The following is a 13,622-nucleotide window of genomic DNA, read 5'->3' as shown; positions in this document are numbered from 1 at the left end:
CTTGTGGGTGATTTAAAATCGAACAGGGCAAAAAAAAAATTACTTGATCTTTATCAAACAATTAGAACCCTTCAGCATGGTGAAACTGGTTGATAAAACTGCGCATAAATTGAGTGAAAATGCTCAAATATCTGCCTATGAACGGTTTGCATAGTCCAGAAAAGTGCGGTATCTAAAACAGCGATTTGCCTGGGCAATGATACCAATCATAGTAAGGCTCTTAACATTGACTTACTGAGATTGGTAGCACTGGGCCCTATTAACGCTTTTGCGTGTGTACTATGTAGTTAACATCTACATTAGAGCTTAAACGGTAGCGGTCAAATAACAGGTTATAACTGATCCCTGTGATGCCTTTTTCTTGCAGTGGTGTATGGTCAACCATTTTTACCAGTTCAGAAGGCTTTAAAAACTTGTTGTAGTCATGAGTGCCTTGCGGTAACAGTTTCAATACTTTCTCAGCGCCCACAATAGCAAACAGATAGGATTTTAAGTTGCGATTGAGGGTTGAGAACACAACATGTCCACCGGGTTTGACTAAGGCCGCACAGGCAGAGATAACCGATTGTGGGTCAGGGACATGCTCGATCATTTCCATACAAGTTACCACGTCGTAGTGTTCGGCATGGGTGGCAGCGTGCTCTTCTACTGTGGTGCGAATGTAATCGAGCTTAGCGCCACTTTCTAAGGCGTGCAGTCGGGCCACTTCTAAGGGTTCTCGCCCCATATCAAGGCCGGTCACTTGTGCCCCTTCTAACGCCATGCTCTCAGCGAGAATACCGCCACCACAACCTACATCTAAGACACGTTTGGCAAATAAACCGCCTACAGAGTCTTGAACATACTTCAGGCGTAAAGGGTTAATTTGATGCAGAGGTTTAAATTCCCCGTCTTTGTCCCACCAACGAGAAGCCATGTCAGCAAATTTTTGAATTTCCTTCGGGTCGACGTTTTGTCCTTGTTCCATCATCACTCATCACTAAACTGATACATTTTGCGTATTATAACCTTAACTAAGCAAGGATTGCATTTGTCGTAATTGGGATGTGAGTGAGTCGGTTTGGGTAGGGGTTCATCCCAAGGCGTTTAAATAATGTGCAGCTTAAGACTAACGAGTGTCACACAGGGGGGATCTACTGATGAAAGTAATGCAGAATCTGGAAAAATTGTGTTATATTTTCCTTTCTTATAGGAATCGAAAAGACGATCTAATAATAGAGGGATAATGGCTCTATGAGCGATCTAGCAAAAGAGATCACACCGGTAAATATTGAAGACGAACTGAGAGGTTCGTACCTTGACTACGCAATGTCCGTCATCGTGGGACGAGCACTGCCCGATGTTCGCGATGGTTTGAAACCAGTACACAGACGCGTATTGTTCGCGATGAACGTATTAGGTAATGATTGGAATAAGCCTTACAAAAAATCAGCACGTGTTGTTGGTGATGTCATTGGTAAATATCACCCTCATGGTGACAGTGCGGTATACGACACCATCGTACGTATGGCGCAGCCCTTTGCATTACGTTATATGTTGGCTGATGGGCAAGGCAACTTTGGTTCTATCGATGGTGACTCAGCTGCGGCAATGCGTTACACCGAAGTTCGTATGTCGAAAATTGCTCATGAGTTGCTCGCTGACCTTGACAAAGAAACGGTCGACTTTGTACCTAACTATGACGGCACGGAACAGATTCCTGCGGTACTGCCGACACGCGTACCGAACCTATTAATTAATGGTTCATCAGGTATTGCTGTGGGTATGGCGACGAATATCCCTCCGCACAACATTACTGAAGTCATTGATGGTTGTTTGGCCTTCATTAAAGATGAAGAGATCACCATTGCTCAGTTGATGGATTATATTCCAGGTCCAGATTTCCCGACGGCTGCGCTGATTAGCGGTCGTAAAGGCATCATCGATGCTTATAACACGGGGCGTGGTAAGGTTTACATGCGTGCTAAAGCTAATATAGAAGCGGACAGCAAGGGCAAAGAAACCATCATAGTGACTGAAATTCCATACCAAGTTAACAAGGCGCGCTTAATTGAAAAAGTGGCTGAGTTAGTAAAAGACAAAAAAGTGGAAGGCATCAGTGCCTTGCGCGATGAGTCTGATAAAGACGGTATGCGCATCGTGATTGAATGTAAACGTGATGCCGTGGGTGAGGTTGTTCTTAATAACCTTTATGCACACACACAGTTACAGACGACTTTCGGCATCAACATGGTGGCATTGGATAAAGGCCAACCTAAGCATTTCAACTTAAAAGAAATGCTAAAAGCTTTTGTTGATCACCGCCGTGAAGTGGTGACACGTCGTACTATTTTCGAACTGCGTAAAGCTCGTGATCGTGCTCATATCCTAGAAGGTTTAGCTCTTGCATTAGCCAACATTGATGAAATCATTGAACTGATCCGTCAAGCATCGACACCTGCTGAAGCAAAAGCGGGCTTAGTGGCGCGCGGTTGGGATCTTGGTCTTGTGTCTACCATGCTAGAACGTGCTGGTACAGATGCGGCTCGCCCAGAATGGCTTGAAGAGCAGTTTGGCATTCGTGACGGTCAATACTTCTTAACCGAACAGCAAGCACAAGCCATCCTTGACCTGCGTCTACAAAAATTGACCGGTCTAGAGCATGAAAAAATTCTTGACGAATACAAAGCACTGTTAGATGAAATCGCAGAGCTAATGCACATTCTAGCGAGCACTGAACGCTTGATGGAAGTGATCGTTGAAGAGTTAGAAGCCATCCGTGAAGGTTATGGTGATGAACGTCGTACTGAAATTACGGCCGCGATTCATGATATCGATATGGAAGAGCTGATCGCTCAAGAAGACGTTGTTGTGACTCTTTCTCACGAAGGTTACGTTAAGTACCAAATTCTTAGCGACTACGAAGCTCAGCGTCGTGGTGGTCGAGGTAAGAGTGCCACTAAGATGAAAGAAGAAGACTATATTGAGCGTCTTCTGGTGGCGAACACTCACGACAACATCTTATGCTTCTCTACTCGTGGTAAAACTTACCGCCTGAAAGTGTACCAATTGCCTCTTGCAAGCCGTACCGCACGTGGTAAACCTATCGTTAATATTCTCCCTCTTGAAGAGGGTGAACGTATTACGGCTATTTTGCCAGTATCTGAATTTAGTGAAGATAAGTTTATCTTCATGGCGACAGCATCGGGTACAGTGAAGAAAACATCACTGGATCAATTTGCTAACGTACGCAGTAACGGTTTGATTGCCGTTAACCTACGTGATGATGATTCATTGATTGGTGTGGATATTACCACCAGTGACAGTGACATTATGTTGTTCTCTAAAGCGGGTAAAGTGGTTCGCTTTAATGAAACCCAAGTTCGTGGCATGGGCCGTACAGCGGCAGGTGTTCGCGGTATTAAACTGGTTAACGACGACCAAGTGGTTTCTTTGATTGTGCCTCAAAATGACGGTGACATCTTAACCATCACTGAAAATGGTTACGGTAAACGCACAGTATTATCGGAATACCCAGCGAAGAGCCGTGCGACACAAGGTGTGGTTTCCATTAAGGTTTCTGAGCGTAACGGCAGTGTCGTTGGTGCAGTGCAAACCGAGGAAGGGGATGAGTTCATGGTGATCACTGATGGGGGTACGTTAGTTCGTAGCCGCGTATCAGAAGTGAGCCAAGTGGGACGTAATACACAAGGTGTTACTCTGATCCGTACTATCGAAGGTGAGAATGTTGTGGGCTTGCAACGTATTGATGAAGTTGAAGAAGCTCAGTTAGTTGAAGAGGACGCCGAGATCTCTGATTCTGATGCACAGCCAACCGCTGCATCTAGTGAAGCGCCAGCAACGGACGCGCCATTAGATGATGAATCACAGCCGGATGACAACGATCAATAAGACGCTATAGTGAAAGATAAACCGAGCCAAATGGCTCGGTTTTTTTTGGTCGGTACTTGTCAAAGAAATAACGGTTACAGCACCCCATTGACAAAAAAAGCATAAAGTAAAAAATTGATGTAGGTCAAAGGCTTGAAATGAATGTAATAAACCCAATATAAAGCCTATAGTTATACCAATCACACTAAGTCAGAGTTCAGAAATAGCGCAGGAAAAAGGCTCGAAAACAAGGCAGAGTTTTTCGATAAGTCGTTATTCTACAATCAAAAATTCTAACGCAGTTATCGAGCATTTTAACAAGCTAGCATGACCCGTTATTTAGTACGATTAATGGTATTAATACACCTAATTCATTTTAGGCACACTCAATATAAAATGTAGAGATAGAGTAATGGCAGAAATAAGAGCTCGGGTAAATTTAAAAGTTGGAGTTAACAGTGATATTGACGCTGAACTTCTCTCTTTCCATGGCTTAAAAACCGATAAAGAGCATGTGGCGATGATCTTTAAATCTGCCGATCATAAACAAACTTCCCCTATTGTTCGTATGCACTCTGAATGTTTAACTGGCGATGTCTTTCACTCTTCTCGTTGTGATTGTGGTGAACAATTGGATGAAACTATCAATAAAATGTCCGAACAAGGGGGGATATTATTGTATCTTCGCCAAGAAGGGCGTGGTATAGGTCTTTACAATAAAATTGATGCGTACCAGTTACAAAGTGAAGGTCTAAATACCTACGAAGCCAATAACGAATTGGGTTTTGCCGATGATTTGCGTGATTTTGAAGAAGCGGCGCAAATGTTAAGAGCTCTCGATGTGGCTCATATACGTTTGGTGACCAATAACCCGAAAAAAATACGTGAACTGAAAGAGCACGGCATTGTGATTGATGAGGTGATTAATACCATGGCGCACCTTAAAAGTGGCAATGAAAGCTATTTAAAAGCCAAAGCGTCCCACGGTAAGCACAATCTTGATGTGTAAGAGCGGGTTGTCCCCCCTTATCACTGCGCTATTTGTCATTATTTGTTGACTGTAATGGTTATAAAAATATTCATCTATAGTTAACAATAACATAGCTGAGGTATACAACAATCCTCAGCTATTTGTTAGAGAAATATGAGCTTGTTTGCCATACTCAAAGTAATTGTCTGTTTGAGTAGCAACCATGACCTTGAGAATAAAAGGGACGCGTTGGGCGATCTGGCTCGTTTTATTGCTCCTTTCTTTTGCAACATATTCACAAAGTATGCTCCACTCTTTAGGTTGGGTCAGCACATTTACGCCCGTAGAAGAGACCTTTCGTTATCCCCAATTAACCGAGTTTGTCTATTCAACTCATCATCATCAACTCATTTGGTTACAACCCACAGACCGAGTGTTGCTTGAACAGTTATTACAGATGGTAGTACAGGCAAAACTCAGCCCTTTTTTTGCGACCCGTTTACAGCAGTTGCAGCAGTTTAAGCTTAACGAGCAATATTATCGCTACGATCTCACGGCAACAGACACCTTATTAGCCTTTGTCAGTTACCGGGAGTTATTACGGGAAAATAAAACGACTTGGTTATATGGGCATGGCTTGCCTAAAGTGTGGGCGCAACCTTCGCTACAAACGGTTGACGATTTCAATAAGGCCATTGCACAGGAACAGTTAAGTGAATATTTACACCAGCTCGGTGCAAATTCCCCCGCTTATCAGCAGTATCAAAAAGCGATTCAACAATTAACCCATGATGCATTGCGCAGTACCCCTTTACTGCAACATAAGAATTTGATCCGAGTAGGGGAAACGTTACCTGATAAAGAAACCTTATTTACCCGCCTTGAAATGGCGGGGTTGTCAGTTCCTTTTGCGATAAAAAAGCAAGATTGGTATGGGCAAGAATTAAAAAAAGTAGTGCAACAGTTTCAAATTCAACACGGGTTAAAGGCCGATGGGGTTATTGGCCCTGAAACCATGCAATGGCTAAATTATCCACTACAAGAGCGCATTCGTCGCTTAGCGTTAAATGCAGAGCGTAGCATTCTTTGGCCGCAGCAGCGACAAGCCATTGTATTGGTGAACTTACCCAGTTTTGATCTGAGTTATTATTATAAGGGAAACCGAGCGTTTTATTCTAAGGTCATTGTGGGGAAACAGGCGAGAAAAACCCCCTTGCTAGACATTAAAATGGACTCTTTAGTGTTAAACCCTACTTGGAACGTACCTCCTAAAATTATGCGTGAAGATATCATTCCTATATTGCGCTATAACCCAAATTATTTGACTAACAAAGGCATACAAGTCATCAAAGGGTGGAGTAACCCGGTAGTGATTGATCACGGCGCCATACAGTGGCATAGAGTGAACCCGAAAACATTTCCATTTCGCATGCGTCAGTTGTCCGGCAATTATAATGCTTTAGGAACGTATAAGTTTAATACCCCCAATAAAAGAGCCATCTATCTGCATGATACCCCAGCTAAATACTTGTTTGATAAACCGTCACGAGCGTTTAGTTCAGGGTGTATTCGAGTGCAACATGCGGATAAATTTGCTCATACTTTAGCGAAAACCCAAGGATTTAGAAGCAATAATATCTCCCCGAATGGGCAGGGATCTAACGCTCGAGTTCCTTTGAAACGTCGCTTACCTGTACACCTTATCTATAAAACCTCTTGGATAGAATCTGGACGAATTTTCTTTAGAGATGACATTTATGGTTATGACTATAATCCGACAGTGCAAGACCTAGCCATGCAAGAGTCGCAACAGGCGTTTTGAGCATAGCTTCGCTCCTTTTGTCATTTTCTATGAATTAACTCTATGGAATTATTTGCTTAAATTTTGATCGATCTGTACAGTATGCGACTGTTTTTTTGTTCGATTAAGGTGTGTGAGTGAGTCAGTTTCAGTTAAATCGTCGTCGTTTTTTGCAGTTTTCTGCGGGTAGTTTTGCCTTACTCGCCATGCCAAAGTTCAGTTTTGCCGCCACGCAAACGCCTAAAGTTATTAATTTCAATAACCTGCACACAGGTGAACACCTCACTAGTTGTTATTTTGATGGGCAACACTTTGTAGAAAGTGAACTTGATAAAATTAATCATATTTGCCGTGATTTTCGACGTAACGAAACACACGTCATGGATAAACGGTTACTGAGTCAAATCAGCCAAATTCAAGAGGTATTAAACACCGATGCCGAAGTGCAAATTATCTCGGGTTACCGCTCTGCTGCAACGAACCACTATTTACGCACTCATGGACATAAGGGGGTCGCACGTAAAAGTTTGCACATGCAAGGGCGCGCAATGGACATACGTATTGCTGGGGTGAATATCTCAAAAGTGCATGATGCGGCCTTGTCCATAAAAGCGGGTGGTGTGGGTTACTATCCGAGAAGTCAGTTTGTTCATATTGACACTGGACCTGTGCGTTCATGGCGTGGCTAAGCTTGAGTTTTATCGATTAAAATGGCATATTTACAACAATTTACTCAATATAAAGGTTTCTCATGGCGTTGCAGTATCAAGTTGTTCCGGTAACCCGTTTTCAACAAAACTGTTCTATTGTGTGGTGTGACGAGACAATGAAAGGCGTGGTCATTGATCCAGGTGGCGACGTGAAGCACCTTTTAATGATGATTGAACAATTAAAAGTAGATGTTGAGAAGCTAGTGTTAACTCATGGTCACTTAGATCATGTCGGTGGCAGTGAAGAGCTATCAAGGGCGTTAAATCAGCCAATTGTTGGCCCGCACAAAGAAGACAATTTTTGGTTACAGGGCTTAGAAAGGCAAAGTCAGGAGTTTCGTTTTCCATTGACCGAAGCATTTGAACCCAGTCAATGGCTTGATGAAGGTGACGTGATTACCTTTGGTCTGCAATCATTACACGTTATACACACTCCAGGGCATACTCCTGGTCATATAACACTGTTTAACAAAGAAGCAAAACTGGCATTTGTCGGTGATGTATTGTTTAAAGGTGGAGTAGGGAGAACAGATTTTCCCAAAGGTGATTTTAACACTTTGATTGACTCCATTAAAACGAAATTATGGGCTTTGGGTAATGACACTCGATTCGTTCCAGGTCACGGTCCTGAGTCTACATTTGGCGTTGAACGCGCATGCAACCCATTTGTTGAAGACTAAATACTCATTGGTTTAGGTTAGATAGAGGTTGGTTGTAAAATTGTTAACTATTTATAGAGGTGCAAAACATGCATAAGCAAAATGGATTTACACTAATTGAGCTTGTCATTGTTATCGTAATTCTTGGCATATTAGCGGTTACCGCTGCGCCTCGTTTTTTAAATTTACAATCTGATGCACGTTTATCTGCTTTAGAAGGCATGAAAGGCGCAATGGCCAGTGCCAGTAATATTGTGTACAGTAAGGCGGTTATAGCTGAATTAGAAACAGTTTCGGCTGGTGCTTCTATTTCTGATGGCATAAACACAATCGCAATTGTGCATGGTTACCCTAAAGCAAGTCCTGATGGTATTGGTAATGCTGTTCAAGGTTTAAATGATAATAAAGAATGGACTATAGATGCCAATGATGTACCTATCTCTTCTAACCCTTATTTGAGAGCTGGTAAGGATATAAATGCAATTGATGCAGGTAAGTGTTATGTTCAATATACACAAAGTGCCAATAATGGTGATGAGCCTGAGATTACCATCGAATCAAGTGGTTGCTAGTTTATCTATCTAGTTAACAAAAAGCCTAAATTCTAATAGATAGAATTTAGGCTTTTTTAATTTTAAAACCAGCGTTCAGCTACAAATCTAACCTCACACTAATTAAACCTACTATTTTAGAAATAGTGACGTCTTGCAAAGTGCTAAATTAAAACGGGTCAAACGCGCTAGGTTATGGATTAATTCTAGTGGTTTTCTCAGTTCTGTATACCAATCATAAAACCTGCAACTCAAACAAAAAAGACGCAAGTCACAAATTGTTAACATTTATTTAGCCTTATTGTAAAAATCGTTCCATAATCAGTTGATTTTTTAGACATTTTGACTGCACAAGGAGCACTAACATGGTAGTAAAATCAAAATGGGTCAAGGCTTGCGTACGTAGTATCGCTCTCCTGGTTGGGGTGGCCGGTATGAGTACTGCCGTTGCCGACGATAAAGTATATCGATTAAAATTGGCTGAAACATGGGGACCAAACTTTCCTATTTTTGGTGATGCAACCAAGAACATGGCGGCCATGGCCGAAAAAATGTCAAACGGACGTTTGCAAATTCGCGTGGATTCATCCAACAAACATAAAGCGCCGTTTGGTGTGTTTGATATGGTGAAATCGGGACAATATGACATGGGGCACTCCGCCTCTTATTATTGGAAAGGAAAAGTACCTAACACCTTATATTTCACCACTATGCCATTTGGTATGACCGCCGAAGAGCAGTATGCTTGGTTTTACCATGGTGGCGGTATGGAGTTGATGGCCGAGGTGTATGGCCCACATAACCTAATGTCATTTCCTGGTGGTAATACCGATGTACAAATGGGGGGCTGGTTTCAAAAAGAAATTAACGGTGTTGACGATCTTAAAGGTCTGAAAATGCGTATTCCAGGTTTTGCCGGTGAAATATTGGCGAAAATGGGGGCCAAGCCCACCAACATTGCCCCAGGTGAGCTTTATACCGCACTGGAAAGAAAAACCATCGACGCACTAGAGTGGGTAGGCCCATCTTTAGATTTGCGTATGGGCTTTCATAAAATCGCCCCTTATTACTATACCGGTTGGCATGAGCCTGCAACAGAGCTGCAGTTTTTGGTGAACAAGCGTGTATGGGACAAACTACCAGCCGATCTGCAAGAGATCTTACGCGTTGCCATGCGCACTGCCGCCTATGACATGTACATACAGTCTACTCACGAAAGTGGTAAAAACTGGGCGAGCATCAGAACCCAATACCCTGACGTACAAGTGAAACAATTCCCACCTGAGGTGATGAAAGAATTGCGTGCGGTCAATGACAGTTTGCTTGCAGAACATGCGGCAAAAGATGAGATGGCCAAAAAAATCCAAATGTCACAAGCGCAATACCTAGAGCAAACACGCTCTTGGAGTGATATTTCAAAACGTGCGTATTTAAATAGCTCCGCGGGTAAATAACAGAGGTAAAGGCCTTAGCACTGCTTGCTAAGGCCTGACACACTTTTTATTAAGTATTGCAGCTGACAGGGAGGTCAATTGCTGACCGTATTAGAAGGGATAATTAATAGAATAGGCAACGCATTAGGGCATATCTCTAGTGTGTTGTTTCTGCTTTTAGTAGCAAACGTTGTATACGATGTAGTGATGCGTTATGTGTTTAATGATGTGTCTATCGCGTTTCAAGAATTGGAATGGCATCTTTTTTCAGCTGTATTCTTATTGGGCGTACCCTACGCCATAAAAACCAGTGGTCATGTTCGTGTGGATATATTTTACGAACAATTTACACCGCGAACACAAGCTTTAATCGATATTTTTGGCACTGTTGTTTGGCTTCTGCCATTTAGTTTATTGGTGGCTTGGTACGGCATTGATTTTGCCTATCAAGCTTATGATATTGGTGAGACATCAGGCGATCCTGGTGGTTTGCCTTACCGCTGGATAATTAAAGCGGTGATCCCTGTTTCGTTTTTATTTATAGCCATTAGCGGTTTAGGTTTGCTGTGCAAATCTCTCAATCAATTACTTAATAGCACGTCTCATAAGGAAAAAGCATGATAGGGATTATTATGTTTGCAGTTGCGTTGTTTGCACTGCTACTCGGCTTTCCAGTAGCCTTTACTTTTGGTGGTATTGCACTGATTTTTGGCGTGTGGTCGGAAGGTTGGGATATGTTTGCCTTTATGCCATATCGCATCGAATCTATCATGCAAAATACAGTGCTTATGGCCGTGCCCTTATTCATCTTTATGGGATTAGTGCTACAAAAAACCCGTTTAGCCGAACAACTATTAGAAGCCATGGGCCGATTGTTTGGTGGGGTGCGTGGCGGGATAGCTATATCCACCGTGTTGGTGGGGGCGCTGTTGGCAGCATCCACCGGGGTGGTTGGCGCCTCAGTGGTGGCGATGGGCTTAATCTCATTACCCGTGATGTTGAAGTACAATTACGATAAAAAACTGGCCTGTGGCACCATTTGTGCGTCAGGCACTTTGGGACAAATTATTCCCCCTTCCATTGTGCTTATTTTGCTCGGTGATGTGTTGGGTGTCCCGGTAGGGGATCTGTTTAAAGCCGCTTTATGGCCTGGGTTAGTGCTGGTGATTGCTTATGTTTTGTATATTGCCATTTATGCATTCTGTAATCCTCAAGCGGCGCAAGCAATTCCTAAGTTGGACGACCAAAGTAGAAAGGAAGAAGTGATCACGGCATTGAAGGCCATCGTGCCACCATTAGCGCTGATTGTAGTGGTGCTGGGTTCTATTTTTGCCGGTGTAGCAACGCCCACGGAGTCTGCTGCACTGGGCGGGGCAGGAGCGGTGGTTCTTGCTATGCTTTACCGTCAATTTAGCTGGCGCATGTTGTATGATGCATCCAAAGAAACGGTAAAAGTGACCGCTATGGTGTTTGCCATATTGTTGGGTGCGACGGCGTTTTCTATGGCCTTTACCTACACAGGTGGCGATTACTTAGTTGAAGAGTGGTTATTGGCCCTTCCCGGTGAAAAATGGGGATTTTTGATATTGGTCATGTTGGTCATATTGATACTGGGCTTCTTTATCGATTTTGTGGAAATCTGTTTTATTATTGTGCCTATGATTGCGCCAGTGGCTGAGTTACTCGGCATTAACATGGTGTGGTTTGCCATTTTGGTGGCAATGAACTTACAAACCTCCTTCTTAACCCCGCCCTTTGGCTTTAGTTTATTCTACTTAAAAGGGGTCGCCCCTAAAGAAGTGACTACGAGAGATATCTATGCAGGGGTCATGCCTTTTATTGCTATTCAGGTGGTGGTGCTGGCCTCTTTATTATTGTTTCCTGGGTTGTACGGCTTATCAATGTAGTTTTAAAATATTGATTAATCGAAATAAACTCGCAATTAAGTTATAATTGAAAGTTAATTACATAATGAAATTGTAAGTGGTACGATTTATGTACAAACAGGAGGTCAAATGACCAAGGGAATTGATAAGTACAGTATTGACAGTACTGACTATCAAATAGGGCAGGATAATGTCCAAAAATGGGGTTTTGATGTACACAACGTGGTCTTTTCCATTAGTGCAGGTCTAACCATTCTTTTTCTACTGGCAATGCTGGTTTCTGATGCTGATACAGCGAAGAGCGTGCTTGACGGAATAAAATTGCAAATCATTGATTCTTTTGATGCTTTGTTTATTTGGGCTGGTAACATCTTTGTTATTTTCTGTCTTGCTCTTATCGTCTCGCCATTTGGTAAAATCCGTTTAGGCGGTAAAACTGCCAAAGCTGAATACTCTATGATGTCGTGGATAGCAATGCTGTTTGCCGCTGGCATGGGTATCGGTTTAATGTTTTGGAGTGTTGCTGAACCGGTTGCTTATTATACGGGTTGGTATGAAACACCACTTAATGTCACCGCATACAGTCCAGAAGCCGCCAAATTGGCTCTTGGTGCAACTATGTACCACTGGGGTTTACACCCATGGGCGATTTACGCGGTAGTAGCATTGTCATTGGCCTTCTTTACCTACAATAAGGGACTTCCACTTTCAATTCGTTCTATTTTCTACCCAATATTGGGTGATAGAGCTTGGGGTTGGCCTGGGCACATTGTTGATATTTTAGCAGTATTAGCCACCTTATTTGGACTGGCAACCTCTCTAGGATTAGGGGCGCAACAGGCAGCCAGTGGTCTTCATCATGTGTTTGGATTAACGTCCGGGCTGGGGCTGCAAATTGGTATCATCTGTTTTGTCACCTTACTGGCAACCATCTCTGTGGTTCGTGGTATTGATGGTGGCGTAAAAGTGATTTCTAACATCAATATGCTGATTGCCTTTGTGCTATTGGCGTTTGTTATGTTAATCGGTTATCACGTCACCTTTGGTAGCATTTCTACTACGTTCCTTTCTTACATTGAACATATCATTCCATTAAGTAATCCTCACGGTCGTGAAGATGAAGCATGGTTCCAAGGTTGGACTGTATTCTACTGGGCTTGGTGGATTTCTTGGTCCCCATTTGTAGGTATGTTTATCGCTCGCGTATCAAAAGGTCGTACGGTTCGTGAGTTTATGATTGCGGTACTGATTGTACCGACAACAGTGACTCTAATTTGGATGTCTACCTTTGGTGGCCTCGCTATTGATCAAGTGATCAATAATGTGGGTATTTTAGGTAGTAAAGGACTGACAGACGTCTCTTTGGCGATGTTTGAAATGTTTGATGCCATGCCAATGGCGAATATGCTGTCTGTTATTGGTATCGTGTTAGTGTTGGTGTTCTTCGTAACGTCTTCAGATTCAGGTTCGTTGGTTATCGACAGTATCACCGCTGGTGGTAAGCTAGATGCACCTGTTCCACAACGTGTCTTCTGGGCATTTATGGAAGGGGCGATTGCTGTCGCTATGCTTTGGGTCGGTGGCTCAGAAGCGGTGCAAGCGTTGCAAGCGGGTGCTATTTCAACGGCATTACCGTTTACCTTTATCTTACTTGCCATGTGTGTGAGTTTGTTAATGGGTATGGCAACAGAAGAGCGTTAATTGCTCAGCAATATGCAAATTATCTAAAGGGCCTGATCATA

Annotated in this window: 11 protein-coding genes; 10 read left to right on the top strand and 1 reads right to left on the bottom strand. The window is 42.8% G+C overall.

All coding sequences use genetic code 11. The features are described from left to right. Positions 1-259: 259 nt before the first annotated feature. On the bottom strand, positions 260-967 hold the full coding sequence (gene ubiG, locus OCU56_RS07060; protein ID WP_261874790.1) for a bifunctional 2-polyprenyl-6-hydroxyphenol methylase/3-demethylubiquinol 3-O-methyltransferase UbiG: 708 nt from the start codon (positions 965-967) through the stop codon (positions 260-262). A 266-nt stretch (positions 968-1,233) separates the two neighbouring features. Here ubiG and gyrA point away from each other — a divergent pair, with 266 nt between their 5' ends. The 10 genes from gyrA to OCU56_RS07010 all read left to right on the top strand — a co-directional run bounded on the left by gyrA (position 1,234) and on the right by OCU56_RS07010 (position 13,581). Next, complete coding sequence (gene gyrA, locus OCU56_RS07055; RefSeq protein ID WP_261872527.1) at positions 1,234-3,891, top strand: DNA gyrase subunit A; 2,658 nt, start codon at positions 1,234-1,236, stop codon at positions 3,889-3,891. 391 nt (positions 3,892-4,282) lie between these two features. Beyond that, the gene (locus OCU56_RS07050) at positions 4,283-4,879 is read left to right on the top strand and encodes a GTP cyclohydrolase II (protein WP_261872526.1); all 597 of its coding nucleotides are present in this window, start codon (positions 4,283-4,285) and stop codon (positions 4,877-4,879) included. A gap of 184 nt (positions 4,880-5,063) precedes the next feature. Further along, positions 5,064-6,662, top strand: coding sequence for a L,D-transpeptidase family protein (locus OCU56_RS07045; RefSeq protein WP_261872525.1), 1,599 nt, complete (start codon positions 5,064-5,066; stop codon positions 6,660-6,662). A gap of 185 nt (positions 6,663-6,847) precedes the next feature. After that, positions 6,848-7,330 (top strand): DUF882 domain-containing protein, encoded by a 483-nt coding sequence (locus tag OCU56_RS07040; protein WP_261874789.1) that lies wholly within the window; start codon positions 6,848-6,850, stop codon positions 7,328-7,330. A 62-nt stretch (positions 7,331-7,392) separates the two neighbouring features. After that, complete coding sequence (locus OCU56_RS07035) at positions 7,393-8,031, top strand: MBL fold metallo-hydrolase (RefSeq protein WP_261872524.1); 639 nt, start codon at positions 7,393-7,395, stop codon at positions 8,029-8,031. Between the two features lie 68 nt (positions 8,032-8,099). Next, positions 8,100-8,582, top strand: a complete 483-nt coding sequence (locus OCU56_RS07030; RefSeq protein WP_261872523.1) for a type II secretion system protein — start codon at positions 8,100-8,102, stop codon at positions 8,580-8,582. A gap of 344 nt (positions 8,583-8,926) precedes the next feature. Then, positions 8,927-10,015: a TRAP transporter substrate-binding protein gene (locus tag OCU56_RS07025; protein WP_261872522.1), complete on the top strand. Its 1,089-nt coding sequence runs from the start codon at positions 8,927-8,929 to the stop codon at positions 10,013-10,015. Positions 10,016-10,093: 78 nt separating this feature from the next. Then, positions 10,094-10,615, top strand: coding sequence for a TRAP transporter small permease subunit (locus OCU56_RS07020; RefSeq protein WP_261872521.1), 522 nt, complete (start codon positions 10,094-10,096; stop codon positions 10,613-10,615). Then, positions 10,612-11,901, top strand: a complete 1,290-nt coding sequence (locus tag OCU56_RS07015; protein ID WP_261872520.1) for a TRAP transporter large permease — start codon at positions 10,612-10,614, stop codon at positions 11,899-11,901. Before OCU56_RS07020 ends, OCU56_RS07015 begins: the two co-directional genes overlap by 4 nt. Before the next feature lie 108 nt (positions 11,902-12,009). Next, on the top strand, positions 12,010-13,581 hold the full coding sequence (locus tag OCU56_RS07010; RefSeq protein WP_261872519.1) for a BCCT family transporter: 1,572 nt from the start codon (positions 12,010-12,012) through the stop codon (positions 13,579-13,581). The last annotated feature ends 41 nt before the right edge of the window (positions 13,582-13,622 follow it).

The sequence above is a fragment of the Vibrio rarus genome (assembly GCF_024347075.1).
Taxonomy (GTDB): Bacteria; Pseudomonadota; Gammaproteobacteria; order Enterobacterales; family Vibrionaceae; genus Vibrio; species Vibrio rarus.
The sequence above is the reverse complement of the archived record's forward strand: the minus strand, read 5'-3'. Positions and strand labels throughout refer to the sequence as shown.

What these genes read in the sequence shown, in the direction of transcription:
- ubiG (WP_261874790.1), bottom strand. Translation starts at nt 967, where the DNA reads ATGGAACAAGGACAAAACGTCGACCCGAAGGAAATTCAAAAATTTGCT.
- gyrA (WP_261872527.1), top strand. Translation starts at nt 1,234, where the DNA reads ATGAGCGATCTAGCAAAAGAGATCACACCGGTAAATATTGAAGACGAA.
- OCU56_RS07050 (WP_261872526.1), top strand. Translation starts at nt 4,283, where the DNA reads ATGGCAGAAATAAGAGCTCGGGTAAATTTAAAAGTTGGAGTTAACAGT.
- OCU56_RS07045 (WP_261872525.1), top strand. Translation starts at nt 5,064, where the DNA reads ATGACCTTGAGAATAAAAGGGACGCGTTGGGCGATCTGGCTCGTTTTA.
- OCU56_RS07040 (WP_261874789.1), top strand. Translation starts at nt 6,848, where the DNA reads ATGCCAAAGTTCAGTTTTGCCGCCACGCAAACGCCTAAAGTTATTAAT.
- OCU56_RS07035 (WP_261872524.1), top strand. Translation starts at nt 7,393, where the DNA reads ATGGCGTTGCAGTATCAAGTTGTTCCGGTAACCCGTTTTCAACAAAAC.
- OCU56_RS07030 (WP_261872523.1), top strand. Translation starts at nt 8,100, where the DNA reads ATGCATAAGCAAAATGGATTTACACTAATTGAGCTTGTCATTGTTATC.
- OCU56_RS07025 (WP_261872522.1), top strand. Translation starts at nt 8,927, where the DNA reads ATGGTAGTAAAATCAAAATGGGTCAAGGCTTGCGTACGTAGTATCGCT.
- OCU56_RS07015 (WP_261872520.1), top strand. Translation starts at nt 10,612, where the DNA reads ATGATAGGGATTATTATGTTTGCAGTTGCGTTGTTTGCACTGCTACTC.
- OCU56_RS07010 (WP_261872519.1), top strand. Translation starts at nt 12,010, where the DNA reads ATGACCAAGGGAATTGATAAGTACAGTATTGACAGTACTGACTATCAA.